The organism is Providencia sp. Marseille-Q8014, from assembly GCF_965112055.1.
Genome location: NZ_CBCOPT010000001.1, coordinates 988848 through 1014519 on the forward strand (window position 1 = coordinate 988848; position 25672 = coordinate 1014519).

The following is a 25672-nucleotide window of genomic DNA, read 5'->3' on the forward strand; positions in this document are numbered from 1 at the left end:
TTCTGTGAGGGAGTACGTTTACATGTAATCATGATAAGTATGTCTGACGCATAGGATTCAACATGGTTGATAGTTCAGAGCACTGAGCATAGTGCCTAGTTTATTGCTGGTTTCACACCATTCATTTTCTGGCTGTGAATCGGGCACAATTCCTGCACCTGCAAATAATTCAATTCGGTATGTGCTAACTTTTCCACAGCGAATAACGACGACCCATTCACCATTACCTTCAGCATCACTCCAACCTATAATCCCTCCAAACCATTGACGATCAAAAGGTTCCAATTGAGTTATCAAATCACGAGCAATCATCGAGGGAGTGCCACATAATGCAGGAGTTGGATGTAGTAAGCATGCTAGAGAAATGGCACTTTCATTTTTATCTTTAACCAGTCCCTCGATTTCTGTGGCGAGATGCCACAGCTTTGGTGTGCTGATTAAAGAGGGGACAGGGATCGTAAGGTCTTGGCAATGTGCGGATAATTGGTGATGAATCGCTTTGGTCACTAACTCATGTTCGTAGCGATCTTTGGATGAAGTAAGTAACGTTTCTTTAGCTAAATTATCGCTAGCGCTGTTTTCACCTCGTTTAGCTGTACCAGCTAATGGGCATGACCAAAGTTTATCCCCTTGTTTACGTAGTAGTAATTCGGGACTGGCCCCCACCAGAGTACAGTCTGAAAGTGGCAGATAAAAATTGTAGCTGGATGGGTTTTGCTTATGGAGCTGGCACCAGATGCTGAGTGCATTGAGTGGCTTGATACTTTCAATATTGAGTAAACGTGAGAGTACGACTTTATCTAGTGTATCACCATGAAGTGCGCAAAGAGCCTTTTTCACCATTGAACAAAAGTCATTATGATCTAAATATTGGTGAAGTTGGCCCATAACGTTAACCGGAGTATTGGGCAGCGCTAGCGTATGTCTATCGAACCATTGGTATGATTGAGGAATATATAATGCACTGGCGTGTCGTTTATCGAATGGAATGACGCCAGCGATAATAGGGTTTTTTATACCCGCCCGAGTTGCCTGTATAAGCAATTGCTCTATTTGCCGTTGGAATTCGCTATTGTGACGATGCCCTTGTTCCGCAGGTAGCGTGAGATTGGCAAATATTCCTTTTGCGAGCAAACTCTTATGAGGAGAAGTAAAAATGAAATCCTCTTTTTTTATGGTAAGCGGTATATGAGAATACGACCGGCACATCACACTAGACACATTTAGCCTCCTGCTACTCCATGTTTTTATTGAAAATATTGGTTTATTGTTTTGTTGGTAAAACAATTAGCGTAAAAGTATTTATCTCTTCAGCTATCTAGTTTTGTCGACATACCATTAGAGTTCGATTGATCTGCTCACTAGGCTATTGCTATAGAAATAAGCATATTTTCCATTAAAGGATGGAATTTGTGTTGTCTGTAATTCAGTAAAGCTATGTTAAATTTCTATCATATTATTGCAAATGGTAATAATTATCAATATTATTCGCATTCTATATTTAATGAGGGATGATGATAACATTAGGGCAATAAATGTTAATTTTTACAGTTAGTTATGTGGATTAGGTGTCGCCTGCATTTGCACAATCTAGAGAAACTAAGTAAAAAAATATGACTCATGCCTGAGTGCCAATATTGAGCTATTAAAGTTAGTGATATTTGAAATTTTTGTTTTATCTAGGTTTGATAACGTATTCTTAATGAGTATTAAAGCGGGGGAGGGGGAAGAGTTATTTTAAATGAGCAGAGAGTTTGCTTTTTTGGAGGGCTTCTTAAGCGTTACAGTGAGCGCTACGGCTGGATTCCTGTGTTCAGCAGGATCGTTACCTTCAGCTAATCGCTTTCTGGCTTCATCACGTTTAACGCGAATGTCAGCAAGAGAAATATCAGGAGAGTTATTTTTTCTTCAACTGTGAAACGGTATTTTATATGTCAGTAATGAGCCGCATTAGGTTTGATGAGAAGATAAAGCTCATACGCATCAAAGAACTTGTACTCTTTGCCTTTTGCTTGGTAGTCAGTATCTACTGGGGGTCATTATGGGGAAGTCTAAATGATTTTGAACAAGATAAACCTAAAAAATTCATCAACAGGCACTGACTTTAGTGTTGAATTTGCTGAAGTACAATAGGTGATAGTATAAGGTAACTGAGTGAATATAAAGGAGTTTACTTGACTTGAGGAGACCACTGTAGAAGAGAAAGTGGTGCCGGACTCGGAATCGACTTTTCATTATAACTGGTTGTATTTAAAAATATTAATTGAATTTGATTTTATTTATACCCTCTTTTGTACCCTCGGTCCGTTTGGTGGGTTTTGTTGAGCACGGTTGGGGCGATAGAGCGCAGCAAATAGATTGTTTTTTTGCACAGATGACAGGTGTAATTATAACGTATTCGAATCCTTTTTAAGTATACATTTAATGGGGATCATGTTCATGTTAATTGTTTCTAGTATGAATCATGGTATTGCCAATTTGACATGTTTAATGATGTCTTATTGTGTCATTTTTGTTTAATTCCTCAATGTCTAATTCAGTTAAGATCCAACGGTTTGATATGTGCCATTGAATACTAATCAAAGTGGAAGTAGGCTTAATTTATCCATCCAATATAGGATAAACTCAAAGTGATCAGTACTTATTCAATTCAATGTCACACACATGACACACGCATAAGGGCCATCTCTGTCTTGGCGACGTTCAACATAAACAGCTAACACGCCACGACAATCTGGCACCTCCTTACCAATATAATGCTCGCTATTACCAACCCATTTATACTTTCCCCTACAATAACGAGCAAGGCGAGAGCCTAAATGTTGCTGATGGATCTTCATTGCTGCGGATTTACGGATAATATTCATGGTTCACCTCATACTAAGCCATGCTCAGCGAAAGAGAAGATTTGCTGACCACCGATGATCAGATGGTCAAGTACTCGTACTTCAATTAGCTGCAATGCTTTTATTAATTGTTGCGTGATAGATTTATCCGCTTGGCTTGGCGTGATATCGCCTGACGGATGGTTGTGTGCAAAGATAACGGCAGCAGCATTAAAATGAAGTGCTCGTTTGACGACTTCACGAGGATAAACCTGTGTGCTGCTAATCGAGCCAGCAAACAGGGTTTCACTGCTTATCAACTGATTTTGTTGATTCAAGTAGAGCACAATAAACGCTTCACGCTCTAATGCTGACATTTTTAGCCGTAACCAATCCCTCACATTTTGCGTTGATGTAAAAGCAATACCCGGTTCACGCAGATACTTATCCAGTATGGTCAACGCACGTTTGATAGTACGTTGTTCATTAGGAAGCAGTGTTAAGGTATTCGTATAAGTATTGATACTCTCCATCGTTAATATCTCCATCATTACGAGGCTAGTTGAAGCATATTTTCAGCCATCACCCACAAGGCTTTATTGAGTTTGATATCGCCATCAATCCCATTAACTGAACGAGTGCGAGCGCGTTTACCTTTTGCAGTACGGCCTGATAATCCCCCTTTAATCAGATTTTCTTGTAAACGTTGGTACACCGTCCAAAGGTCTTCTTTTTTATCTTCAACGCGTCGAGGTTGTAAAACTTGAGCTTCAGTTATTGGTTGATGTTCCTCACCAAAGCGATAGGTTAAAGCCGCATGCGCCAAGGCCTGCTGTGCTGGTGGCGGTAATAGTAAGGACTGCATTTGCTCACGTTTTTCAGCGATGGTATCGAAGGTGCCTAATACTTCATAAGCCCCTTCAATGACATTATCGACAACATGACCTCGGTGGGGGACTCTGACCTCCCCAAAGGTATCGCCACAAACCAGCCCATTTTGACAAACATAGCGAAAAAAGCCCGGTAACATTTGATAACTGCTTGAACCATCATGGCTATTAAGTAAGATGATTTCAGGCACTTGGCTTCCTGTAATTTGGTCATGGCGTCGAAGTCTTAACATATGCTTGGTGTGCTCTCGGCGACTAGCATCACGTACACGAGTCTGGCAAGCAAAGAACGGGTAAAAGCCTTCTTTTTGAAGACTATCCAATAAGGTAATAGTTGGGATGTAAGTATAACGTTCACTTCTGGATTCGTGTTTTTCTTCTGAAAATACGCTAGGTACTGTGCGGAACAATTCTTCAATGGTTAGCGGGCGGTCACGACGAATGCTATTTGCCGCACCAAAGCGAGAAGCTAAACGAGACATAGGGGCTCTCCTCAGTGATAACACTGATAAATTAAAATAAGATAAAGGAAATAAGTGAGGTGATAAGCTGGTGGACGCTGTATTAAAGCGTTATCAATAACTTAGTCAATTAAGTGAAAGATTTGTGCTTGCTCGGGATGTTGCATCGCATAGTCACGAAGTTGGTAAAAATACTCTATCAGCACAGAACTCTCGGTTTTAAACAACCAGATGCTATACACCATTAGACAGACTGCGATACCGGTTGCTTCAGGGCTTAACTCAGCTTCATTTCCGTTATGCGGGTTAAACATTTGCAGGGAGGGTTCGAGCATATCAGGCCAGATAAAAGCGCCTCCATTCGATAACATACTGAACTCCCAGAAAGCCCCTTGATAGGTCTGACAGCATTTAGCCATCATGTTAAAGATATCGCCTTCGATACGTTGCCAATCCGGCACCGTGCCAAAGTAAAAACGCCAAAAGGTATCACGACCACGAGGGTGAACAAGGTTAGTTTTGATAACAGTTGATTCTTGCTCTTGTAAGGTAAACATAATAGAACTCCAATTCAGTCGATATTGATAGACAGTAATAAGCAAAAAAGCCCTACACCTTGCGGTGCAGAGCTTTCTCGAAATGATAGGTATATTGAGTATCATTTTTAGTGACTCATTCTGATGATTGATTCACTAAAATAATATAGATATAAAAATAAATGTAAGTTAATTAATGGGTTAGTCTGATGATACTTTTATAATGAATCAGATAATACGAAGGCGTAAATAAGGACGTGGTTAATCGATTAGATGGAAAATGGCGGAACGTTCTGGGTGTTGCGCCGCATAATCACGCAATTGATAAAAGCGATCGACGAGGATGTCACTTTCCGTTTGAAATGACCATAAACTGTACATCATCAAACACACGGCAATACCTGCCGCTTCGCAACTGACGTTGGCTTCGTTACCGTTATGTGGGTTGAACAGCGTCAGTGTCTCTTGAGGTAAATCTGGATAAATAAAAGCGCCACCATTGGATAAGGTGCAATATTCCCAATATCCACCTTGATAGTCATCACAAAACTGCCCCATAGTGGTAAAAATGACCACTTCAAAGGTGGTCCAGCCTTTCACGCTCCCGAAGTGGTTGAGCCAAAAATCAAGTCGTTGTTCATTGGGGACGAGTGTCATTGTAATTGCACATTCAGTTGAATTATTCATCAGTTGAGACTCCAAGAAAAAGAAATAAAAAAGCGCCAATCCTGTTAAGGACTGACGCTGAGAGTGATAATTAATGGTTTAATGTAAGAGGTTAAAAGAACATTCTCCACAGGGATTTAGCGACGGAGACGATACTGTTTTTAACGATGCTAACCGTACTTCTTATCAATGGCGGCAAGGGAATGATATTGATTAAGGTATCCACAATATCACTGACACATTGACCAAAATCGTTACGTGCAGCGTTCTCCACCGATTGCGTCCGGTAAGGGATGTTCAGTTGCCTAGCTACTCCGCTACTGGCTTGCGCCGGTAACGCCTGTATGAGTTGCTCTGCTAATTCAGTTAGTTGATAGTTTTCGACCGCAGAAACTGTTATCACAGGATGATGCGGCTTAAAGGCGGTTATGACGGCTTGTTGCTTTAATTTTAAGTTATAGGTCTGCTCTGAGGATGGCTGATGCTTGTATTCATCCCACTGGCGACAAGGCTCTATTTTATCGGCTTGGTTCAAGACAAATAGAAATTGATTAGGTTGGTAACCGCATTTCTTCGTGAGAAAGCGATAACACTGTTCATCAGAAGACCATGCTCGGTCATCGGCCTTGAGTACCCAAATGATTAAATCGAATTCTGGTAATAAGTTGCGATAGAGCTGGTGGTACTTTTTATCCCGCTCAAGGCTTTCCCCCACGCCGGGTAAATCTACAAAAGTGAGAGTATGGTTGTTCATCGTCATGCTGAAGCGTTGGGCTTGGCGTGTGCAGCCTGAAACATCACTCACAGGTGATAATGACGATTGGAATAGTGCGTTGATAAGACTGGATTTTCCCGCTCCCGTTTTACCCATCAAACCGATGGTGGGGGAGTAATTGATGAGCTGACTGAGTTGGTTAAAAAATGATGTTTTAAATGAAAAGGGAAAGACTGCGAGAGCCTTCTCCAGTTCAATATGTTGATTCATACAAACTCCTTGAAAATAAAATTATCATTATTCAAGGTGATAATATGTATTTGAAATTATTTTAAATTTTTCTTTTTAACTAGCAGTATGAGTTCTTCAATGGAATCCCGTGGTAGAACAATTTGATCAATCATCGCCTCGATAATTTCGTTAATATTTTTATTATGATTTTTGGCTATTTTTTTTAATTTTACCATTGATGATTTGGAAATATACGTATTCAGTACAGCCTTATCTTTAACACCATCACGATATTTTTTTTGGCTCCAAGCTTTTCTTGTTTGAGATAGAAAAAGCTTGACTGCTTCTACACTTGAAATAATAGCCCAATAATCAAAACAGGAAATAATCAATTTCCATTTTTCATTTTGAATAAGAACATTAACATCATCATCAACAGCAATATTTTCGCGGATCATCCTCTCGGCTATCCATTTTAATGCTTCATTTTTTCTGGGTAAAAATAAAAAAGGATCGGGGTACTCTTTAGAAACAGACGAAGCTTTATCTTTCATGCAAAAGACTGAATCATTAAAATCTTTAGGGTTTATAAACAAAACTAAAAAGTCTAAAAAACAAACAATATAATGAAAAGGGATATTCCTGCCCATGATAGGGTTCAAGTTCAAGGGAGAGTAATTATACACGCCCCCCATAATTGATGGGTAATCATTTTCTATAAGATGTTTATTATACGACTTCATGAGAAAGTTTAAGATAACAAATGATATTCTTTCATCCGTTAAAAAAGATAATTGTTCTATTGGGATAATCTTTTGCTCTATCGTTCTGAGATAATAATCAACATTTTTAAATCTACTCCCGACATGCTGATTTAACTCACTAAGTAATGTACACACATTCTTATTCTTTGCTTCGGATATCATTTTATAAAGCTCATTAGGCGACAGTGTTTTTTCTGAAAACATATAGAACAAAACAGCATAATATTGTCTGCACTCCAAATAATTATCATTGACATTTATATTTATCATTTATTCTCCACGTAGTATTTTTTGCATATATTTACATAGTATTTTACGTAGTGTTTAAGGTGTCATTGTACTACATGAAAACCCCTATTTATGTGCTAAAACTCACGATAACTGCACTAATTATTATTAGAGTAAAGGCTAATCTTTAGATAAGTTAATATCAGAGTTGGCTCTCCTCAAAAAGAAGCGGCTCATTGTGGTTCAAAAACGCGCTGTCACGGGCATTGATGATAAGATAAAAAAAGGCTTTATCGTGTTGGTATAGTATTATTTTAATAAAGATAACCAGCATCACTACCACACTTAAAAGATTAAACATTACCCTGTCACTGACTCACCTATCCATATATTCATCATCTTGGTTAAATGATGAATGCCTATTTTTAACAACATCACTTCTAGATATGAAATAAAACCAACCACAGGTATTAATCATGTCTAGTTACACCTACAATGAGCATTACATTCAAAAGATAAACCACACTATCCGTAAAGCACTTTTAATTCACAATCGTGTTACTGCTGTTCGAGTTGACTTACGTTTCCCATCTGAAAATATATTTCACTTTAACGATTCAAAGGTCATCACTCGATTCTTTGAATCGTTAAAAGCCAAAATAAATGCTGATCTAAAACGTAAGAATAAAATATGGGAGCGTAACCACATATGTCCGTTATCTTATGTCTGGGTTAGAGAGTTCGGTGAGATAAATAATAAAAAACACTATCATGTTCTTTTGCTGTTAAATAAAGATGTTTATTGGAGGCTGGGCGATTTTATTAAAACTGAAGGGACGCTCTATGCATTAATACAGCAAGCATGGTGTAGTGCTATTGGTGTGAACTACCCTGCGGAGCGTTATTTAATTCATATTCCAGATAACGCCATAACGTGGCTAGATAATAATAAACCCAATAATGAAAGCACGATATTCGAATTAAACCAGCGCTGTCGCTACTTAGCCAAAGAACATACAAAATATTATGGTGATGGTGAGCGTTCTTTTGGGTGCAGCCGTTAATCTACCAATAAAAAACATGAGGGGGATATCTTTTGCAAGAGAGATATCCCTAAACATTTATCGATATCCCTTCTGCCTTTTAACTTTAAAGACAGGAGTCCTTTCTCATGACAAATCCAATTGAAACATCAACGACCACAGCGCCATCATCTTCTTTACTGAATGACCAATTTATCGATATGAAATTCATTACAAAGCTCACAGGCTTAACGGATAAGTGGTTTTATAAACTCATTCAAGACGGTGAGTTTCCCAAACCAATCAAACTAGGTCGTAGTTCTCGCTGGCTGAAAAGTGAGGTTGAACACTGGTTGAATGAACGTATCACCGCTTCTAGAGGTTAAGTATTATTAATTTAGTCAGTTACAGCGATTTTTTACAACTCAATTACAGAATTAATTACATCGTCACCAGTCAGCGTTATTTGAGTGTATTCCAAAATATTGATGATACGGACGGACTTCCATTGGTCTGATAATACCGACCGTTCCCATTGCGAAGATGAACATCAATTCAGTCGGGATATGAGTATCCTGATGTTAAGTCTCTCAGAATATCCCGGAGTAATAGGTTATGCCTGGGTATTGGAAGAAAGCCCTGGTGGTAAATTACATGCTCATGCAGCCATCTACGTCAATGGCCAGCGGCATTGTAAGAAATGGGGCTTTCAGGATGTAACAGAACGCCTGTGGAGAGCCGTGACTGACGGAGAAGGGGATATCTACCACTGTCCTGATAAAAGCGATTATCGATACGCTATACGCCGTCCGGTACACTTTGATGATTATGCTGGTTGTAAGGCAATGCGTTACGTGGTGAACTATTTAGCCAAAGCCGAGCAGAAACCCTTTGACCCGATTTACCATATCTCCCGTCTACCTGATGTGAATGATAAGCCGATAGGTCGTCCTCGTTCCCGTCATCGTTAAGTCAGCCATAGGGAATGCTGTAGCAGCAAGGGGCTGTATGATGATCTCTATGGCCCTTATAGCCGTTTATTGTGGCGACACCGTGCAAGTTTAACCCTTGCCTTAATAAAACGCTCAGAATGGCGCTGAGCGCGTTATTCACACCCATTACTCCTCTTCAGCCGTCACTTTGCAGTTGCTGTAGACTGTAGCGTGGTCGGTGCCGACAACATAGGCAATGACAATTGGACTGTTGTTACTGGGATCGACTTCCTGACGCAGATTAACCCGTCCATCCTCCGACGTATGGTAATACCCGATACCGTCATATTCCGCTTCGCCATAACGGGTTTCAGACCCATTATTACTGTCCTGCTCAAACACACAACACACCGGAGAGAAACAATGAACATTTACAATCTGAATGAACTGGAGCTCGGTATCGCTGAATTACCTGATGGCCGCCTGACAAATGCCTTTAAAGAGCAGGAGCGCTGGCAACCGGCACTACCCATTCCCTTTTACTGTCCACACTGTCACTTACCGGTGTATCTGGATCGCCGTAAACGGCATTTTTTCTTTGCACACCCTGTTGATAAGAAATACCTCGATTGTCCTGAGGTAAACGCGGCTATCAGTTATCTGACGCGACAATCTCAACAAGCTGAACAGTTCTCCGAGCTTCATCCCATAAAGCCCATCACGGAATGGTATTGCGTCTGGTGTCGACGGTTTTACACCAGCCAGCAGCGACCAGTCAGAAAGTGCTGCCCGAAGTGCAGAGAGGGGATTTACAGCATACCTGCTTCTCAGGTCACCGAAGACCACAGCTATTTTCATTACGCGCTGAATAATCAGGGTATTGAATCGTTGGTACGCACCCCATTGCTGCGGTTGACGGACCTCACTGAACCGAATGTTATCGATGAGGCGCAATAAAAAAATACAGCAGTCCGTTATTGTCTGAAGGACGACTGACACCACGCATTCCCCACCTCAGTCGCCTTCTCCTTTTCATACTCAGGAGACAAGACAATGACGATTCAAACACCCCCAACCACCAGCCTGCTGAATGACCAGTTTGTTGATATGAAATTTATCACTCAGTTTACCGGGCTTACGGATAAGTGGTTTTATAAACTCATTCAAGACGGTGAGTTTCCCAAACCGATTAAACTGGGACGCAGCTCAAGATGGTTGAAAAGTGAAGTTGAACAGTGGTTACAAGCGCGCATTGATGAATCGAGAGGGGGCAACTCCGCCCTTGGATCCTAAGGCACTAGCGCGAGTCGCCGTGCATTTTCCATAGCATACCTACCCATTACCCACCAACTCAATTTCAACCACACCTGGTGCGATTGAATGCGCTCTAGGCAAAGCTACGCCCTAAACATACGAACCTGGCTCGATATGCATGCAGGCACAGCTCAGTGGTCTTCTAAGTTTCAAGGTGGGTTGCCGAGTGTGGATCCTGAATGTTGGGTACTCAGAACGTTTAGTTTAAATTTTACAGAAGGAGCACACCCATGCTTAAATTACATGAAGTCAAAATGTCTCTCGCCCTAACGCAGAACAATCGTTTCGCGGGAGCCACCCAAGAACCGAGTTATTCACGAGAAAACTATTACTGTGCTCACTGCGGTGAGCCCGTCACACTGCACAAGACGCCAACGGAGTCATGGTTTACCCATTCTGATCCTCAGAGCGCAGAGCACTGTCCGCGGGTCATCAGTAAGATCAAGAGCTTAGAAGACAAGGCACGACTGAGCACACAGGTTCGATCAGTGTCCCCTATTTTAAAGATCACGAATTGGTTTTGCGTGCAGTGTCGTGAGTATTTTACAAACAATCAAAAATGTTGCCCGAAGTGCCATGAGGGGATTTGGTGTATTCCTGCCCAGAATGTCACAGAGGAACATCAGCCTAAAACAGAAAAATCGTTTCCATTATGACCTTTTAATGCTCATGGTGTTAGGTTAATCAATCACGCTTTCGCTAAATGTGACCACGGTACTGCCACCAAAATTAAGCCTACCCTGACAAACTCACCGAAGAAGAGGATTTAAACCTGAGTTTTCATATTGATGAACGGCTGTTACGCTACCACCCTATGCTGGAAGGGATACTGCTCAGCGAATGTGCGCGTCTTAAACAGTACTCCTTTGCTAACAAGTTAATCAGTTTATTTCAGCAATTTAATGATCCGGAAATACGTCCGAAATTGGTCTGGTTATGTTGGTATGATTTGCTGTTAGGGTCACCGTTAGACGATTGGAACCATACACTCAAGTTGAAATCCAAAGAACAACTTGTGGAATGGGTGATTGATAGGCAAGCCGAAAATGGGGGATTAACAACTATTATGGATGAATATGTATTGTTCAGCCGATAAGCACGGCAAAGTAATATGGAGGATCAAAAGGATTAATATCGTTAACGCGTGCTACTCACTGTGTTGATATTCCTTCTCATGACAAACCTCATATCTGATAACGCTATGCTTTCACTTCAGACACTTTTGTAATTGCCTTGCGGATGGCAATCAATCAGGCAAACTGATGCCACTGCTATATGTACAACCGTCCTCAGTAGCTTAAGTCATGCTGTTGTCGAGGGTAATGAATCCACTGACATGAAAATCCTCCTAAGTTGCATAATACCCACCTTTTATCCGTTGTTAACAGGGTACGTATAACTCTACATATGAGAATTCATATCTATTTAAAATAAATAGATAAAAAATATTGCTGGGTTACTTAACTCTACCTATAATTCAAACTATTTATTTAAGATAAGTTACTTGTATTGTTTGGTGTGAAAGCGAGTTTTTCGTTGTCTTTAATGGTCTCTGAGGACGGATTTGCTTTGGAATAATTTACCGTTTTACCTTATGAGCCTTGGTTTACGGCTAAGGGCGGTAGCGTACCAAATCGTTAGAAATGCTTTACTTTCACGTTTCATTAAATGCCAAATATCGCCACCGTATTTTTAGGAAAAAAGTCACAACGCCAATTGCCTTTGCTTAAATATAAAGGATCATCGAATGAAAATTTACCGCCCATTATGGAATGAAGGCGCATTGCTCTATCCGCAACAATTTCAACAACAAGCTCAGTGGGAAGCATTCACAAACCAAGGTTCATCAAGTTTATCTTCTCTTTTTACCAGGGGGAAAAGTTGAACTGGATGAATCACTTTTATCGTCAGGTTGCTTGCAGTTCACAAATTACGGGCATGGTTGCCAAATTAACTATGCCATTTCAATAATCACTAATTTAAGTGATATCAACTTGTTGGAAATCTAAGAGGCCAACCTATATCAGCTGTTAGCTGAAAATAATGGAATATCAAAAGGGTGCGGAACTAAAGTGGGGGGAGGGGATCACAGTAAGATTTATCTGTAAGTATACCTTATTTATAGATAGTTTAGTTAATAACTATCTCACTCGAGCTTATTTGGGTATAATAGCCAAAATTAGTTAAGTAAATCTAAGAATTATCAGTGAACAGGTAGCTGTAAGCCCGGGGCGGTAGCGTGCCAAAATCATGAGATAACTACTTTTAGCACTCTGTTTTTCACAATCAAAATACGACTTATTACTCCAAGATGAAAATATTAGTTACTGGTGGTGCAGGCTTTATTGGTTCTGCTGTTGTTCGTCATATTATTAATAATACCAATGACGCTATTATTAATGTCGACAAACTAACTTATGCAGGAAATTTAGAGTCGCTTAACTCTGTTTGTGAGAATAATCGCTATACATTTATTCAAGCAGATATTTGTGATGCAAAATTAATTACGGATATATTTAAGCAACATCAACCCGATGCCATAATGCACTTGGCAGCCGAATCTCATGTTGACCGTTCTATTGATGGCCCAAGTGAGTTTATCCAAACCAATATCATTGGTACTTACTCATTATTAGAAGCCGCGCGCCAATATTGGAATAAACTCTCAACAGATAAAAAAGCTACCTTCCGCTTTCACCATATATCCACTGATGAAGTCTATGGCGATCTTGAATCAACAACAGATCTTTTCACTGAAACAACACCATATGCGCCAAGCAGCCCTTACTCTGCGTCAAAAGCGTCTAGTGATCATTTAGTCAGAGCGTGGCAACGTACCTACAATTTACCAACCATCGTAACAAACTGCTCTAATAACTATGGTCCATTCCACTACCCTGAAAAACTGATCCCTTTAATCATCTTAAATGCATTAGAAGGAAAAGCTTTACCTGTTTATGGTAATGGACAACAGATTAGAGATTGGTTATATGTAGAAGACCATGCACGAGCACTCTATAAAGTAGTTACTGAAGGTAGGATTGGTGAAACTTACAATATTGGTGGTCACAATGAAAAAGCCAACATTGATGTGGTAAAAACAATTTGCAGCATTCTTGAAGAGCTCGTACCAAACAAACCGAATAATATTGAGAATTATAGCAACCTGATTACTTATGTGACTGATAGGCCAGGTCACGACTTACGTTATGCTATTGATGCTACAAAGATTAAAAATGAATTGAATTGGGTACCGGAAGAAACATTTGAAACGGGTCTACGTAAGACAGTGAAATGGTATGTAGAAAATGGTGAATGGGTTGACCATATTAAAAATGGCAGTTATCAGTCATGGGTAAAACAACATTATGAGGATAGCAAAGAATGAAAATTTTGCTGCTCGGAAAAAATGGTCAAGTAGGATGGGAATTACAACGAGCATTATCTCCATTAGGTGAATTAGTTGCCTTAGAGCGCCATTCAAAAGATTATTGTGGTGATCTTTCTAACCCTAATAAACTAGCAGAAACCATTAAGTTACTAAAGCCAGATGTTATTGTTAATGCAGCAGCTTATACTGCCGTAGATAAGGCTGAAGATGAAGCTGAGTTATCTAGACTAATTAATAGCGAAGCAGTAAAGACTTTAGCTCAATCAGCTGAAAAAATTAATGCTCTTTTAATCCATTATTCAAGTGACTATGTATTTTCCGGAGAAGGTGAACATTTCTGGAGCGAAGATGATAAAACCTCACCCTTAAATATGTATGGAAAAACAAAACTAGAAGGTGAGCAGAATATACAAACTTATTGTTCAAATCATTTAATACTACGAACTAGTTGGGTTTACTCTACTTTTGGTAATAACTTTGCGAAAACAATTCTTAATTTAGCCAAAAAAAAAGAAAAACTGTCAGTTATCGATGACCAATATGGTGCACCAACAAGTGCTGAATTAATCGCTGACTGCACAGCTATTGCATTAGTTCAAACGTTACAGGATAAAAACAAATGTGGTGTATACCACTTAGTCTCTTCTGGCTCAACAAATTGGTATCTATATACTAAATTAGTTACACATGAAGCACAAAATAATGGAATTAAATTAGCATTGAAGGAATTAAATGCTATTCCAGCAACCGACTACCACCTACCTGCCAAACGCCCATATAATTCAAAGATGAATAACAACAAATTTAAAAAAACATTCAATATAGAGTTACCAAGCTGGGAGTTAGGTGTTAAACGCTTAATTAAAGAATTATCGATTAAATAAAAAGATTTGTAGAATATAAAAATGAAAAAGACATATAAAGGTATTATTTTAGCGGGCGGTTCCGGAACTCGTTTATACCCAGTCACTATGGCAGTAAGTAAACAATTATTACCTGTTTATGATAAACCAATGATTTATTATCCATTGAGCACACTGATGCTAGCTGGCATTCGAGATATTTTAATTATTAGTACTCCACTAGATACTCCCCGCTTTCAACAGTTATTAGGTAATGGCAGTCAATGGGGATTAAATTTAGAATATAAAGTACAAGAGAGCCCTGATGGACTAGCACAAGCATTTATTATTGGTGAAGAGTTTATTGGTGATGATAACTGTGCACTAGTTCTTGGGGATAACATTTTCTACGGACACGATTTACAAAATCAACTAGAAAAAGCAACTAAAAAAGAATCTGGTTCGACAGTTTTTGCTTACCATGTGAATGACCCTGAGCGCTACGGTGTTGTTGAATTTGATGGTACTGGTACCGCTATCTCTTTAGAAGAAAAACCTAAAAAACCTAGAAGTAATTATGCGGTTACAGGTTTATATTTTTACGATAATACCGTTATTAAGCTTGCTAAAAACCTGCAACCATCAGAACGTGGCGAATTAGAGATCACTGATATTAATCGCCTTTATCTTGAACAAGGCAATTTATCAGTGGCAATGATGGGGCGAGGTTATGCATGGTTAGATACCGGAACCCATCAAAGCTTGATTGATGCTGGTAATTTTATCCAAACACTAGAAGAACGTCAGGGGTTAAAAGTTGCTTGCCCCGAAGAAATTGCTTACAGAAAAGGCTTTATTACAGCTAATGATGTTAAAAAGCTGGCAAAACCATTATCCAAAAATTCATATGGTCAATATTTACTAAAAATGGTTAAAAATAAATGAAAATTATCAATACCAATATCCCTGATGTGAAAATTATAGAACCTCAAGTGTTTGGCGATGAACGAGGTTTCTTTATGGAAACTTGGAATCAAAAAAAATTTGAAGAGTTAGTTACGGGAAAAATCACTAATTTTGTTCAAGATAATCATTCTAAGTCAAAAAAAGGTATTCTACGAGGCTTGCACTATCAAACCCAAAATATGCAAGGAAAATTGGTTAGAGTAATTTCTGGAGAAGTATTCGATGTTGCTGTTGATATACGGAAAGATTCCCCAACATTTGGGCAATGGGTTGGTATTTACCTTTCAGAGGAAAACAAACGTCAGCTTTGGATTCCAGAAGGATTCGCACACGGCTTTTATGTTACGAGTGATGAGGCTGAGTTCGTATATAAATGTACAGATTTTTATAATCCCTCTTCCGAAATATCTATAATCTGGAATGACAAAGAGTTAAAGATAAAATGGCCACATAATGATGAGCCAATCTTATCCAAGAAGGATATATCTGCCATTTCTTTTAGAGAATATATTAAAAATTATATATTATGAAAAAAATAATATACGTACATGACCTCCATTTCTATCGTTTAGGATCTTGTTTATATACATCCTCTAATATACCAGAAATTTATTTTAATCGTTTCTTTGGGGCTGAAGAATGTGAAATAAGTATATTTAGTAGACTAATAAACTTAAAAAGTATAGAGGAATTACCTCAAGGCTATGAAGTTATAAAAAATAAAAATATAAAGATAATAGAGATAGCACCTAAAAATTACCTGAGTATATTTAATATTAAATTAATATTAAAATTTAGTTTGGAAATAAAAAATAACGATTTTCTCGTTGCAAATATCCCAAGTATTCTTGGGATATTTAGCCTAATTATTAATACATTTGCAAAAAAACCTTTTTCTGTTGAAGTTGCAGCTGACTATGACCAGTTTTCCTCTAAGAAGGGTGGTTTTTGTGTTAGTTTAATTATGAAACCTTTAATGACGTATTTTATAAAAAATGCTAAAGGTGCAGCTTACGTTTCTCAGTTTTTGAAGGAAAAGTATCCATCATATGGTCAATATGTTATTTCTAGTAATGTTAATATAGAATCTATTTCCAAAAAAGAATATAAGTAAGTACCGACCAGAACATTTAGAAATTACTTTTATTGGAGGTTTAAATGAAAGAAAAGGTGTATTTAATCTACTTGAATCTATAAAAATAATTAAGAATAAAACTGATAAAAAAATAGTAATAAATTTAATTGGTGGTCATCATGATAGAAATTGGAACAAAATAGTAAAAGACCTAAAAATAGAAAATCTAGTTATATTCTATGGGATATTAACTAAAACAAAAATTATTGAAATATTAGATCGTAGTGACCTTTATATTCAACCTAGTTTAACTGAAGGTATTCCAAGAGCAACGTTAGAAGCCATGTCTAGGGGACTTCCTGTTGTTGCAACAAAGTTGCCGGGTTTTTCCGAAATTTTAGATGAAGAGGTGTTAGTAAATACTAATTCCAGTAAGGAATTAGCTGAAAAAATACTCACATTAAGTAGGGATGAAAATAAACTTAAGTCTCTAAGTTATAGAAACCGGAAACGCGCAAAAGATTTTACTTACGAGATACTACATAATAAACGAAAAAAATTCTATCAAGAAGTATTGGGTAAAGAATGAAAAAAATTTATATTTCTGTTGTATCCCACGGCCATGGGAAAATGATAAGCAAAATTGATTCAATTAGGCATCTTAATAATGAATTCTTTGTAGTTATCAAGAATAACTGTTCTGATAACATAATTGTTGAATATTGCAGAGAAAACAATATAGCTATAATTGATAACGATTATGGTTTAGGTTTTGGTGAGAATAATAATATAAATTATCTATATTGCAAACATAATGGAATGAAAGAAGATGATTTTTTTCTTGTTCTTAACCCTGATATCGATATACAAGTTAGTAGTTTAAAAAAATTTAATTCAATTATATGTGATAGTAATATTAATATATCAACAATTAATTTATTTATAGATAAAGATTACAAAAAATATGACTATTCTATAAGAAAATTTCCAACTTTGATAACATTTATATCTTCATTTTTGGGATTCAAGAATAAATCCATCATAGACAAATCAAATATGCATGGAATAATAACTATTGATTGGGCTGCAGGTTCTTTTCTATGCTTCAAGAGCAAGGTATATAGAGAGCTAGGTGGATTCAATGAAAGCTATTTCATGTATTGTGAGGATGTAGATATCTGTTATCGTTCACAAAAAATGGGGTATAGTGTCAATTTTATCTCTTCAATAAAAGCAACCCATTTAGCTCAACATACTAATAGAAAAATATTCAATAAACATTTTTATTGGCATTTAAAAAGTGCGCTTCGGTTCATCTCAGTAAAAGCTCGAGGTATGAGAAAAAACACGAAATCGAGAATACTACCTTGACCATAATTTATCTAAAAAAAATAAAGATAGCTCATTTAATCAGCACTTTTTTCTTATTACTAAAAGGTGCTGGTGGATTTTTATTTAGTTGGTTTCTAATTCATTTCACAGGGGGCGCAGAACATGTCAATGTTCTAAAAGACCTATCTATCATTATGGGGCTATCTGTTTTATTACGCTTTGGAGCAGATACCGCTATCTTAAAATTAGTAACGAATCTCTATGATTCAAAGAGAAAAGCAGAAATCATTTCCTTATTATTATCTGCATCTCTATTGTGTTCATTTAACTCTATAGTTCTATTTTATTTAGTAGATAACTTTTATAAGTTTGAAACAGTTTCTGTACTTCAAGCGATCTTTATTTCTTTTTTAATTAGTTTAAACTTTTGTTTGGCTTCATTTTTAAAATCTTTTGGAAAAATTAATTTGTCATTCTTATGTGATGCCGGAATGGTAATGATATTTTCGCTTCCATTCATATTTTTACTTAATATCTCACCTATTATATCACTAGGTATAATTTGGGGGGTAATTTCTGTGATATATTTGGCTATTGTAATAAGAGAAACCTTTAATTTTGTTGACAAATCTACTCCAGAGACAAAGATAGAAGAATTTTCATTAAAAAAATTCTTCTATCCTCTACCTAATCTTTTTATTAATAGTATAATGAACTATATTCAGCAATGGGGAATAATTTACTTCACCTCCCTAAGTATGACTACTGAATACGCTAGTTCGTTCATACTTATAATACGCTCATCTTATATTTTTAATGCGGTATTATCACCATTATCTTCTTACACGGTTCCTGAAGTTATAAGGATTTTTAAATATAGAGACCATGTGCCTGTAAATTCGTATATTAGAAAAATAAAACCATTGTACAGAATTTCAAGCGTTATTTGTTTCTTAATTGTGGCTGTGTTTTCCATTTGGTCTATTTATCCTAGCTTAATTGATTTTCCATATATAGCATCTTTCTTATTCTTTCTTTTCTGTTGTTCATTTAATTTAGCTTCAGGGCCAGTTAACATATATATGGCAGTTTTAGGGTATGATAGTCTACTAGTTAAACTAAGATTAGTTACAATAATTCCATTTTTGATTTCTCTTTGTTTTTTAGAAGGGAATTCATTCATCATTGCATGCTCTATCTATATATTATTACAACGTTCTTGTTTGGTATATTTTCTTAAAAAGAAATCAGGCATTATTTTAATATAAAAGGTTATTTATGAAAGTTTTTATTTGGGGTTGCTATAATCAAGGTAATTTTGGGGATGACCTAATGGGAATTATATTTTCAAAATTACTAGAAAAAGAGGGTTGTGATGTTAGATGTTATCGCCTTTCGAGTTATTTAAGTAATAAATATAATATAGAAACAACTCACTCAGTAAAAGATGCTATAGAATGGTGTGATTATATAATTATTGGAGGAGGTGCATTTTTCAAACAAGAACATGAAACTCACCCAATGATAAATAAAGATCTAGTTGAGCTTAGTAATGAGCTAAGAAAAACAGATAAAAAGCTTTATTGTTTATCGGTCGGTTCTGATAATGTATCAAATAAAGTTGATTTATATAGCCCCAGAAGAGAAATTATAGAAAGTAAAAATTTTTCAGGTGGTAGTGTTAGAATAAAAACTGATATTGATACATTTGAATTGGCAAATACCGAATATCTTGAGGATATAATCTTAACCCTACCTATTGCATTAAATTATCTCAATTTGAATGATAAAACTACAAGTGGTTTACTTAAAAACCGTACAGTTATCAATTTTTCTAAAAAGAATTTTTTAAAATCACTATTTAACATTAAATTATGGCCTTTACTTATAAAGTCTGTTTATTTCAAATCACATGATTCAGATTCAGGTATAAAATCTGAAGCATATATCCCATTTTTAAGTCATTTTGAAAATAAAGATCCCATAGTAAGTAGTTTTGAATTATCTGAGTCCAAAAGTATAACCTCAACAAAATTACATGTTGGAGTTGCTGCATGTGCATTTGGTGTTGGGTTTAAAAGTGTTTACGGAAATGAAAAAACAAGGACTTTTTTAAAGCAATCAAGTGATATACTTGATAATAAAAATGGTTATTATTCTTTTAATGATAAAAATAAACAAAATATCATTTTTAATGAGTACTTAAGAATTATATCTAATATTGTAAGGAATAATAGATAATTACTGAGGTTATCGTGACTGAGTTTCTTCCTCTATATTTAGCTTTGAGTGGATTTGTTATTTATTACTTTGGCAGTAATCTACTATCATTTTTTCTTTATTTTTGCTCTGTTTACTCTTATGTTTCTTTAATCATATTCAAATTTGGATATATAGTTCCTTTTGACTTAGGGAGGGGGCTGAGTGAGCAATTAATTGCATTTCCAATTTTTGCAATCTCCTCATTTGCGATTGCATTTTCTTTCGGTAACCGTTTATTTTTTAATAAAAGTAAGATACCACCTTCAATTTCAATGAGTTCTCCTGTTCCTTTTAATAGTGCAAAATTCAAGTCTAACTTACTTGTATTTGTTCCTTTGCTTTCAACATTGATGGTTATCCTATCCGTTGGAGTTGATAATTTATTATACAGAACAAGTTATGTTGTTAGTGATGCTGATTTAACCTTTAGAAAATATGCAGACATCACTGTTTGGTTAGCGATTGCGACTATACCATTCATAAAAAATAAAATATTAATGTTATCTTGCCATATTGTACTTTTACTTGCTTTTATTGGTTTAGGTTCAAGGGCTGCAATAGTTATTGCATTATCTTATCCTATCTTTAATTATTTCATTAATGGTTTGAGTAAATTTAAATTAATATTTAACCTGTGTGTAGCATGTATTATTTCTGTTGCAGTAATGAGTATAAGATTTAAAGATTATAAAGGGATTATTCCTGTTTTTGATGATATATTTAGTTTAAATATAGATCTTGGCATGACTCTTTATTTATTAAATTATATTACTTCTTATTCCATTCTATTATTCTCAGAGTATTTATCATCACATATTTTAAATTACAAATATTTCTTTATGTCTCTTAATCCACTTCCTGGTTTTATGCTAGATATAGATGGGATAGATCAGTGGGCTCGGTTTAGAAAAAGTATTCCTCACTCAGCGCTATCTCAACTGGTTGGACATGTTGGTTTAATGATTACATTCTCTTTCTTTATTTTTCATGGAGTTTTATGTGGTTACTTAAAAAATAGAATTTTAAGAACATTTGGCTATACAAAAATAATAGTATCTTCTTTAATTATAATTGATCTTATATTTTTAATTCCTGTTATTAGAGCTATGCAGTATAACTTGCGAGGTGTTTCTAGACTTGAGTATTTAGTTTTAATATTAACTTTTTTCTTAGTGTTCATTCTTTATTTGATTAGAATAACAAGGAAAAAGTGATCATCCCCAATATATCCATAATTTTAAACTGTTGCCCATTATGAGATTAAGGTATCTATGAAATTTTTAGTAACAGGTTGTGCTGGTTTTATTGGTAGTGCTTTGATTAACAAACTAGTCGCTTTGGGTCACCAAATAATTGGTATTGATAATTTAAATAACTACTATGATATTAATTTAAAATTAGCACGTCTTGAAAAGATTAAATGCAAACAATTCGAATTCAAACAAGTTGATATAACTGATCAGTCAAAAATTAATAATTTGTTTGAAGAAGAACAATTTGACCGAGTCATTCATCTAGCCGCTCAAGCAGGTGTTCGTTATTCGTTGGAAAACCCATTTGCTTATGCAGATAGCAATTTAACGGGTCACCTAGCTATTTTAGAAGGTTGCCGCCAAGCCAAAGTAAAACACCTTGTGTATGCTTCTTCTAGTTCCGTGTATGGCGTGACAGATAAGGCCCCATTTACTACCGATATGCCAACCGATCACCCAATCTCATTGTATGCAGCAACGAAGAAAGCCAATGAATTGATGGCGCACTCCTACTCACATCTATACCAGTTGCCTACAACAGGGCTGCGCTTCTTTACCGTTTATGGCCCTTGGGGCCGGCCAGATATGGCCTTATTTAAATTTACTAAAGCTATTTTGGCGGGGGAGCCCATTGATGTCTATAATAACGGCAATCTCAGCCGTGATTTCACTTTTGTTGATGATATTGTCGAAGGTGTGATCCGTATTTCGGATATAATTCCACAAGCAGACCCGCACAATAACGGTGCCTCACCGTCAGAAAGTAGTGCGCCATACCGTATTTATAATATTGGTAATGGGCAGCCCGTTAAATTGATTGAGTTTATTTCAGCGTTGGAAAAAGCGCTCGGTAAAGAGGCCATTAAAAACTTCTTACCTATGCAAGCAGGGGACGTCTACACAACTTGGGCAGACACTGAAGACCTATTTAATGTGACAGGTTATCGTCCACAAGTGTCTATTGAGCAGGGTGTTCAGGCCTTTGTTGATTGGTATCGTTCTTATTACCATCAATAAAATAATACATCCGTAGCAGAAATTGAGAGGCAAGTTTGAAAATAGCAATCGCAGGGACCGGCTACGTCGGCCTATCTAACGCCATGTTACTGTCACAAAATCACGAAGTGGTTGCAGTCGATATCATCCCTGAAAAAGTGGCAATGTTAAACAATCATCAATCACCGATTGTTGACACTGAAATTGAGCAATTCTTAACGGAGAAAACGCTCAATTTCCGTGCCACAGAAGATAAAAACGAAGCCTATACGGGCGCGCAGTATGTGATAGTGGCGACGCCAACAGACTACGACCCAAAAACCAATTACTTCAATACTCAATCGGTTGAATCTGTTATTCATGACGTGAATAACATTAACCCCGCAGCGACGATTATTGTGAAATCCACCATTCCTGTGGGCTTTACTGAGCGTTTACGTGAAGAGTTTGGTTACACCAACGTGATTTTCTCCCCTGAATTTTTACGTGAAGGCCGTGCTCTGTGGGATAACTTACACCCTTCCCGCATTGTGGTCGGGGAACGTTCTGAGCGTGCAAAGGTTTTTGCTGATTTACTGCTAGAAGGTGCAATTAAAAAAGACGTTCCGGTGTTATTTACCGATGGAACCGAAGCCGAAGCCATTAAACTGTTTGCCAATACCTATTTGGCGATGCGTGTGGCGTATTTTAATGAACTCGACACTTATGCAGAAAGCCGAGGCTTAAATGCACGCCAAATCATTGAAGGTGTCTCTTTAGACCCACGTATTGGTAGCAATTATAACAACCCATCATTCGGTTACGGCGGTTATTGTTTGCCGAAAGATACCAAACAGCTACTAGCTAATTACGATGACGTGCCAAATAACTTGATTAACGCCATTGTCGAATCCAACCGTACCCGTAAAGACTTTATTTCTGGTGCCATTATTGCTAAAGCACCACACAAAGTAGGGGTTTATCGCTTAGTGATGAAAGCGGGCTCTGATAACTTCCGTGCTTCAGCGGTACAAGGTGTGATGAAACGCATCAAAGCCAAGGGCATTGAAGTGGTGGTGTATGAACCTGTTTTAAATGAACCTGAGTTTTTCCGTTCAAAAGTGGTCAATGACTTAGCGGAATTTAAGGCTCAATGTGACATTATTTTAGCCAACCGCATGGTGCCTGAGTTGGAAGATGTAGCGAGTAAAGTCTATACCCGTGACTTGTTTGGTAACGATTAGTTTGTAATAACTAAATTCAATTTTTAGAATCGCAGTTTTTGCCTAGTATAGAGCATCAATATAAACTACTCCATATTGTAGTAATACGTATAAGTGGGAATGATGATCCCCATCACTTATACCTTATCTAAACATTTTAACATAGGATGGTCTTGTGCTTAGTAAGCGTCTCCCACTTACCTTAGTCGCTGTTAGTATTCTCCTAACTGGCTGTACTGTTACCCCTGGTGTCTATATGTCTACCTCGGGCAAAAACGTCGTCGACACTGGTGATCGTGATATTTCTAAATTTGTGGATATCTACCCGATCTCACCAAAACTGTTAGATGAGATGTATACCCCACAAGTTATCGCAAAACCCAACCCAACCCTAGAGAAGCAACTGGCAACCTATGAATACCGTGTTGGTGTGGGTGATGTATTAACCATTACGGTATGGGATCACCCTGAGTTAACCATTCCTGCCGGCTCTTACCGTAGCGCCGCGGATTCAGGCAACTGGGTACACTCAGACGGCACTATCTACTATCCGTATATCGGTAAAGTGAAAGTCATAGGCAAAACGGTCACTGAAATCCGTAATCTAGTGAGTAACCGTCTATCGACTTATATCGAATCACCACAAGTGGATGTCAGCATTGCCGCCTTCCGCTCACAGAAAATGTATGTGTCAGGTGAAGTGGCTAAACCGGGTACACTGCCGATTACTAACGTACCGCTAACGGTTTTAGAGGCCTTTAATAATGCAGGCGGCCTGACTGAAAAAGCCGATTGGGACAATGTCGTACTCACCCGAAATGGCAAAGAGATAAAAATTTCACTGCAAGCATTAGTTCAGTATGGCGACCTAACCCAAAACCATCTGATGCTACCGGGTGATGTACTATATGTACCACGTAATGACGGGCAAAAAGTGTTTGTGATGGGCGAAGTGGGTCAGCCAAACACCCTAACCATTGACCGTGCTGGCATGAGTATCACCGAAGCATTGAGTAAAGCAGGCGGTACAGATCAAAATACCGCAAATGCAACCGGCGTATTTGTCATCCGTCCAATTAAAAACCAAACCTCGGGGGATAAAGAGCTGGATGCCCTACTGCCGAAAAAAATGGCGGCGGTCTATCAGTTAGATTTATCCGATGCCACTGCCATGGTGATGGGAACGGAATTTAAACTGCAACCTTATGACTTAGTTTATGTCACAGCCGCTCCAGTTGTACGTTGGAACCGCCTAATCACCCAATTGCTACCAACCATCGCGTCATATAATCAGTTAACCGAAGGTACTAAACGTATTCATGACTGGTAATCCATATGTTTAATAATATTCTCGTTGTCTGTATGGGGAATATTTGCCGCTCCCCCACGGGGGAGCGCCTATTACAAACCCATTTCCCCGATAAAAAGGTGCACTCCGCGGGCATTATCGCCAAAGAGGATCGCCCCGCTTATGATAGCGCCATCCGTATTGCACAAAACCACAATCTCTCTTTAGATGGTCATCAATCACGTCGTTTAACCAGTGAATTATGTAAAGAAGCAGACTTAATCCTAGTGATGGAAAACGACCATATTGATAGAATTCATCAACAATTCCCCGAGACGCGTGGCAAAGTCATGCTGTTCGGCCAGTGGCTAAATAAAACCGAGATCCCAGATCCGCATAAACGCAGTGATGAAATGTTCGAGCATGTTTATCAACTGATGGAAAAAGCCGTTATACAGTGGCAAGGGAAAATTTAATTTTA

At 37.4% G+C, this 25672-nt stretch carries 32 protein-coding genes and 1 pseudogene; 21 read left to right on the plus strand and 12 right to left on the minus strand.

Annotated features, from left to right (window positions below; all coding sequences use genetic code 11):
- Positions 1-57: 57 nt before the first annotated feature.
- From ACWPW6_RS04170 to ACWPW6_RS04210, 9 genes are all read right to left on the minus strand, one after another.
- A complete protein-coding gene (locus ACWPW6_RS04170; protein WP_244316475.1) occupies positions 58-1221 on the minus strand; it encodes an isochorismate synthase in 1164 nt (387 codons plus the stop codon).
- A gap of 516 nt (positions 1222-1737) precedes the next feature.
- On the minus strand, positions 1738-1887 hold the full coding sequence (locus ACWPW6_RS04175; protein ID WP_350655336.1) for a hypothetical protein: 150 nt from the start codon (positions 1885-1887) through the stop codon (positions 1738-1740).
- A 758-nt stretch (positions 1888-2645) separates the two neighbouring features.
- Positions 2646-2867 carry a DUF987 family protein gene (locus tag ACWPW6_RS04180; RefSeq protein ID WP_004917300.1) on the minus strand — a complete coding sequence of 74 codons (222 nt, stop codon included), beginning with the start codon at positions 2865-2867 and terminating at the stop codon, positions 2646-2648.
- An 8-nt stretch (positions 2868-2875) separates the two neighbouring features.
- Positions 2876-3358 carry a JAB domain-containing protein gene (locus tag ACWPW6_RS04185; protein ID WP_014656726.1) on the minus strand — a complete coding sequence of 161 codons (483 nt, stop codon included), beginning with the start codon at positions 3356-3358 and terminating at the stop codon, positions 2876-2878.
- A gap of 17 nt (positions 3359-3375) precedes the next feature.
- Positions 3376-4197 (minus strand): DUF932 domain-containing protein, encoded by an 822-nt coding sequence (locus tag ACWPW6_RS04190; protein ID WP_454209349.1) that lies wholly within the window; start codon positions 4195-4197, stop codon positions 3376-3378.
- A 101-nt stretch (positions 4198-4298) separates the two neighbouring features.
- Positions 4299-4733, minus strand: a complete 435-nt coding sequence (locus tag ACWPW6_RS04195; protein WP_121875361.1) for an antirestriction protein — start codon at positions 4731-4733, stop codon at positions 4299-4301.
- Positions 4734-4973: 240 nt separating this feature from the next.
- Complete coding sequence (locus tag ACWPW6_RS04200) at positions 4974-5399, minus strand: antirestriction protein (protein ID WP_109396749.1); 426 nt, start codon at positions 5397-5399, stop codon at positions 4974-4976.
- A 91-nt stretch (positions 5400-5490) separates the two neighbouring features.
- Positions 5491-6363 carry a GTPase family protein gene (locus ACWPW6_RS04205; protein WP_121875289.1) on the minus strand — a complete coding sequence of 291 codons (873 nt, stop codon included), beginning with the start codon at positions 6361-6363 and terminating at the stop codon, positions 5491-5493.
- A gap of 56 nt (positions 6364-6419) precedes the next feature.
- Positions 6420-7358, minus strand: a complete 939-nt coding sequence (locus tag ACWPW6_RS04210) for a hypothetical protein (protein ID WP_454209352.1) — start codon at positions 7356-7358, stop codon at positions 6420-6422.
- A 434-nt stretch (positions 7359-7792) separates the two neighbouring features.
- Between ACWPW6_RS04210 and ACWPW6_RS04215 the strand changes: the two genes are divergently transcribed.
- The 3 genes from ACWPW6_RS04215 to ACWPW6_RS04225 all read left to right on the plus strand — a co-directional run bounded on the left by ACWPW6_RS04215 (position 7793) and on the right by ACWPW6_RS04225 (position 9309).
- Entirely contained in the window at positions 7793-8380 is a 588-nt protein-coding gene (locus ACWPW6_RS04215; RefSeq protein WP_144141679.1) for an inovirus Gp2 family protein, read from the plus strand.
- 107 nt (positions 8381-8487) lie between these two features.
- Complete coding sequence (locus ACWPW6_RS04220) at positions 8488-8724, plus strand: helix-turn-helix transcriptional regulator (protein ID WP_014656719.1); 237 nt, start codon at positions 8488-8490, stop codon at positions 8722-8724.
- 192 nt (positions 8725-8916) lie between these two features.
- On the plus strand, positions 8917-9309 hold the full coding sequence (locus ACWPW6_RS04225; RefSeq protein WP_014656718.1) for an inovirus-type Gp2 protein: 393 nt from the start codon (positions 8917-8919) through the stop codon (positions 9307-9309).
- Positions 9310-9456: 147 nt separating this feature from the next.
- Here ACWPW6_RS04225 and ACWPW6_RS04230 read toward each other — a convergent pair whose 3' ends face one another.
- The gene (locus tag ACWPW6_RS04230; protein WP_080025647.1) at positions 9457-9672 is read right to left on the minus strand and encodes a hypothetical protein; all 216 of its coding nucleotides are present in this window, start codon (positions 9670-9672) and stop codon (positions 9457-9459) included.
- 21 nt (positions 9673-9693) lie between these two features.
- On the opposite strand from ACWPW6_RS04230, the gene ACWPW6_RS04235 reads away from it, so the two are divergent.
- The 12 genes and pseudogenes from ACWPW6_RS04235 (at position 9694) to ACWPW6_RS04290 (ending at position 18229) form a co-directional block, all read left to right on the plus strand.
- Positions 9694-10227, plus strand: a complete 534-nt coding sequence (locus ACWPW6_RS04235) for a putative zinc ribbon protein (protein ID WP_163885768.1) — start codon at positions 9694-9696, stop codon at positions 10225-10227.
- 96 nt (positions 10228-10323) lie between these two features.
- Complete coding sequence (locus ACWPW6_RS04240) at positions 10324-10563, plus strand: helix-turn-helix transcriptional regulator (RefSeq protein ID WP_156262354.1); 240 nt, start codon at positions 10324-10326, stop codon at positions 10561-10563.
- A 275-nt stretch (positions 10564-10838) separates the two neighbouring features.
- The gene (locus tag ACWPW6_RS04245) at positions 10839-11240 is read left to right on the plus strand and encodes a putative zinc ribbon protein (RefSeq protein WP_409049045.1); all 402 of its coding nucleotides are present in this window, start codon (positions 10839-10841) and stop codon (positions 11238-11240) included.
- Between the two features lie 83 nt (positions 11241-11323).
- Positions 11324-11680: pseudogene (locus ACWPW6_RS04250) on the plus strand (hypothetical protein); the annotation flags it as partial.
- A 651-nt stretch (positions 11681-12331) separates the two neighbouring features.
- On the plus strand, positions 12332-12469 hold the full coding sequence (locus ACWPW6_RS04255; protein ID WP_409049037.1) for a hypothetical protein: 138 nt from the start codon (positions 12332-12334) through the stop codon (positions 12467-12469).
- 426 nt (positions 12470-12895) lie between these two features.
- Positions 12896-13972 (plus strand): dTDP-glucose 4,6-dehydratase, encoded by a 1077-nt coding sequence (gene rfbB / locus ACWPW6_RS04260; RefSeq protein WP_272573010.1) that lies wholly within the window; start codon positions 12896-12898, stop codon positions 13970-13972.
- Complete coding sequence (gene rfbD, locus ACWPW6_RS04265) at positions 13969-14859, plus strand: dTDP-4-dehydrorhamnose reductase (protein ID WP_272573011.1); 891 nt, start codon at positions 13969-13971, stop codon at positions 14857-14859. Before rfbB ends, rfbD begins: the two co-directional genes overlap by 4 nt.
- Before the next feature lie 21 nt (positions 14860-14880).
- The gene (gene rfbA, locus ACWPW6_RS04270) at positions 14881-15762 is read left to right on the plus strand and encodes a glucose-1-phosphate thymidylyltransferase RfbA (protein WP_272573012.1); all 882 of its coding nucleotides are present in this window, start codon (positions 14881-14883) and stop codon (positions 15760-15762) included.
- Positions 15759-16313: a dTDP-4-dehydrorhamnose 3,5-epimerase gene (gene rfbC, locus ACWPW6_RS04275; protein WP_272573013.1), complete on the plus strand. Its 555-nt coding sequence runs from the start codon at positions 15759-15761 to the stop codon at positions 16311-16313. The genes rfbA and rfbC overlap by 4 nt, the downstream gene beginning before the upstream one ends.
- Positions 16310-16897, plus strand: a complete 588-nt coding sequence (locus tag ACWPW6_RS04280) for a hypothetical protein (RefSeq protein ID WP_454209357.1) — start codon at positions 16310-16312, stop codon at positions 16895-16897. The genes rfbC and ACWPW6_RS04280 overlap by 4 nt, the downstream gene beginning before the upstream one ends.
- On the plus strand, positions 16890-17447 hold the full coding sequence (locus ACWPW6_RS04285; protein WP_454210136.1) for a glycosyltransferase family 4 protein: 558 nt from the start codon (positions 16890-16892) through the stop codon (positions 17445-17447). The genes ACWPW6_RS04280 and ACWPW6_RS04285 overlap by 8 nt, the downstream gene beginning before the upstream one ends.
- Positions 17444-18229, plus strand: coding sequence for a glycosyltransferase family 2 protein (locus ACWPW6_RS04290; RefSeq protein ID WP_272573015.1), 786 nt, complete (start codon positions 17444-17446; stop codon positions 18227-18229). Before ACWPW6_RS04285 ends, ACWPW6_RS04290 begins: the two co-directional genes overlap by 4 nt.
- Before the next feature lie 349 nt (positions 18230-18578).
- Here the strand turns inward: ACWPW6_RS04290 and ACWPW6_RS04295 are convergent, their stop codons facing one another.
- Together ACWPW6_RS04295 and ACWPW6_RS04300 are read right to left on the minus strand one after the other, a co-directional pair.
- Entirely contained in the window at positions 18579-18818 is a 240-nt protein-coding gene (locus ACWPW6_RS04295) for a hypothetical protein (RefSeq protein ID WP_272573016.1), read from the minus strand.
- 357 nt (positions 18819-19175) lie between these two features.
- Entirely contained in the window at positions 19176-19376 is a 201-nt protein-coding gene (locus ACWPW6_RS04300; RefSeq protein ID WP_272573017.1) for a hypothetical protein, read from the minus strand.
- Between the two features lie 92 nt (positions 19377-19468).
- Here ACWPW6_RS04300 and ACWPW6_RS04305 point away from each other — a divergent pair, with 92 nt between their 5' ends.
- The 6 genes from ACWPW6_RS04305 to ACWPW6_RS04330 all read left to right on the plus strand — a co-directional run bounded on the left by ACWPW6_RS04305 (position 19469) and on the right by ACWPW6_RS04330 (position 25667).
- Positions 19469-20431: a hypothetical protein gene (locus ACWPW6_RS04305; RefSeq protein WP_272573018.1), complete on the plus strand. Its 963-nt coding sequence runs from the start codon at positions 19469-19471 to the stop codon at positions 20429-20431.
- 14 nt (positions 20432-20445) lie between these two features.
- Complete coding sequence (locus ACWPW6_RS04310; protein ID WP_272573019.1) at positions 20446-21666, plus strand: hypothetical protein; 1221 nt, start codon at positions 20446-20448, stop codon at positions 21664-21666.
- A gap of 57 nt (positions 21667-21723) precedes the next feature.
- Complete coding sequence (locus tag ACWPW6_RS04315) at positions 21724-22722, plus strand: NAD-dependent epimerase (protein WP_272573020.1); 999 nt, start codon at positions 21724-21726, stop codon at positions 22720-22722.
- 35 nt (positions 22723-22757) lie between these two features.
- Complete coding sequence (locus ACWPW6_RS04320) at positions 22758-23924, plus strand: nucleotide sugar dehydrogenase (RefSeq protein ID WP_272573021.1); 1167 nt, start codon at positions 22758-22760, stop codon at positions 23922-23924.
- Positions 23925-24078: 154 nt separating this feature from the next.
- Positions 24079-25233, plus strand: a complete 1155-nt coding sequence (locus tag ACWPW6_RS04325; protein WP_014657220.1) for a polysaccharide export protein — start codon at positions 24079-24081, stop codon at positions 25231-25233.
- A gap of 5 nt (positions 25234-25238) precedes the next feature.
- Positions 25239-25667, plus strand: a complete 429-nt coding sequence (locus ACWPW6_RS04330) for an arsenate reductase/protein-tyrosine-phosphatase family protein (RefSeq protein WP_014657219.1) — start codon at positions 25239-25241, stop codon at positions 25665-25667.
- Positions 25668-25672 lie beyond the last annotated feature (5 nt).

What these genes read in the sequence shown, in the direction of transcription:
- ACWPW6_RS04180 (WP_004917300.1), bottom strand. Translation starts at nt 2,867, where the DNA reads ATGAATATTATCCGTAAATCCGCAGCAATGAAGATCCATCAGCAACAT.
- ACWPW6_RS04185 (WP_014656726.1), bottom strand. Translation starts at nt 3,358, where the DNA reads ATGGAGAGTATCAATACTTATACGAATACCTTAACACTGCTTCCTAAT.
- ACWPW6_RS04190 (WP_454209349.1), bottom strand. Translation starts at nt 4,197, where the DNA reads ATGTCTCGTTTAGCTTCTCGCTTTGGTGCGGCAAATAGCATTCGTCGT.
- ACWPW6_RS04195 (WP_121875361.1), bottom strand. Translation starts at nt 4,733, where the DNA reads ATGTTTACCTTACAAGAGCAAGAATCAACTGTTATCAAAACTAACCTT.
- ACWPW6_RS04200 (WP_109396749.1), bottom strand. Translation starts at nt 5,399, where the DNA reads ATGAATAATTCAACTGAATGTGCAATTACAATGACACTCGTCCCCAAT.
- ACWPW6_RS04205 (WP_121875289.1), bottom strand. Translation starts at nt 6,363, where the DNA reads ATGAATCAACATATTGAACTGGAGAAGGCTCTCGCAGTCTTTCCCTTT.
- ACWPW6_RS04210 (WP_454209352.1), bottom strand. Translation starts at nt 7,358, where the DNA reads ATGATAAATATAAATGTCAATGATAATTATTTGGAGTGCAGACAATAT.
- ACWPW6_RS04215 (WP_144141679.1), top strand. Translation starts at nt 7,793, where the DNA reads ATGTCTAGTTACACCTACAATGAGCATTACATTCAAAAGATAAACCAC.
- ACWPW6_RS04220 (WP_014656719.1), top strand. Translation starts at nt 8,488, where the DNA reads ATGACAAATCCAATTGAAACATCAACGACCACAGCGCCATCATCTTCT.
- ACWPW6_RS04225 (WP_014656718.1), top strand. Translation starts at nt 8,917, where the DNA reads ATGTTAAGTCTCTCAGAATATCCCGGAGTAATAGGTTATGCCTGGGTA.
- ACWPW6_RS04235 (WP_163885768.1), top strand. Translation starts at nt 9,694, where the DNA reads ATGAACATTTACAATCTGAATGAACTGGAGCTCGGTATCGCTGAATTA.
- ACWPW6_RS04240 (WP_156262354.1), top strand. Translation starts at nt 10,324, where the DNA reads ATGACGATTCAAACACCCCCAACCACCAGCCTGCTGAATGACCAGTTT.
- ACWPW6_RS04245 (WP_409049045.1), top strand. Translation starts at nt 10,839, where the DNA reads ATGTCTCTCGCCCTAACGCAGAACAATCGTTTCGCGGGAGCCACCCAA.
- ACWPW6_RS04255 (WP_409049037.1), top strand. Translation starts at nt 12,332, where the DNA reads ATGAAAATTTACCGCCCATTATGGAATGAAGGCGCATTGCTCTATCCG.
- rfbB (WP_272573010.1), top strand. Translation starts at nt 12,896, where the DNA reads ATGAAAATATTAGTTACTGGTGGTGCAGGCTTTATTGGTTCTGCTGTT.
- rfbD (WP_272573011.1), top strand. Translation starts at nt 13,969, where the DNA reads ATGAAAATTTTGCTGCTCGGAAAAAATGGTCAAGTAGGATGGGAATTA.
- rfbA (WP_272573012.1), top strand. Translation starts at nt 14,881, where the DNA reads ATGAAAAAGACATATAAAGGTATTATTTTAGCGGGCGGTTCCGGAACT.
- rfbC (WP_272573013.1), top strand. Translation starts at nt 15,759, where the DNA reads ATGAAAATTATCAATACCAATATCCCTGATGTGAAAATTATAGAACCT.
- ACWPW6_RS04280 (WP_454209357.1), top strand. Translation starts at nt 16,310, where the DNA reads ATGAAAAAAATAATATACGTACATGACCTCCATTTCTATCGTTTAGGA.
- ACWPW6_RS04290 (WP_272573015.1), top strand. Translation starts at nt 17,444, where the DNA reads ATGAAAAAAATTTATATTTCTGTTGTATCCCACGGCCATGGGAAAATG.
- ACWPW6_RS04300 (WP_272573017.1), bottom strand. Translation starts at nt 19,376, where the DNA reads ATGATGAATGAATTCCCTTCTAAAAAACAAAGAGAAATCAAAAATGGA.
- ACWPW6_RS04305 (WP_272573018.1), top strand. Translation starts at nt 19,469, where the DNA reads ATGAAAGTTTTTATTTGGGGTTGCTATAATCAAGGTAATTTTGGGGAT.
- ACWPW6_RS04315 (WP_272573020.1), top strand. Translation starts at nt 21,724, where the DNA reads ATGAAATTTTTAGTAACAGGTTGTGCTGGTTTTATTGGTAGTGCTTTG.
- ACWPW6_RS04330 (WP_014657219.1), top strand. Translation starts at nt 25,239, where the DNA reads ATGTTTAATAATATTCTCGTTGTCTGTATGGGGAATATTTGCCGCTCC.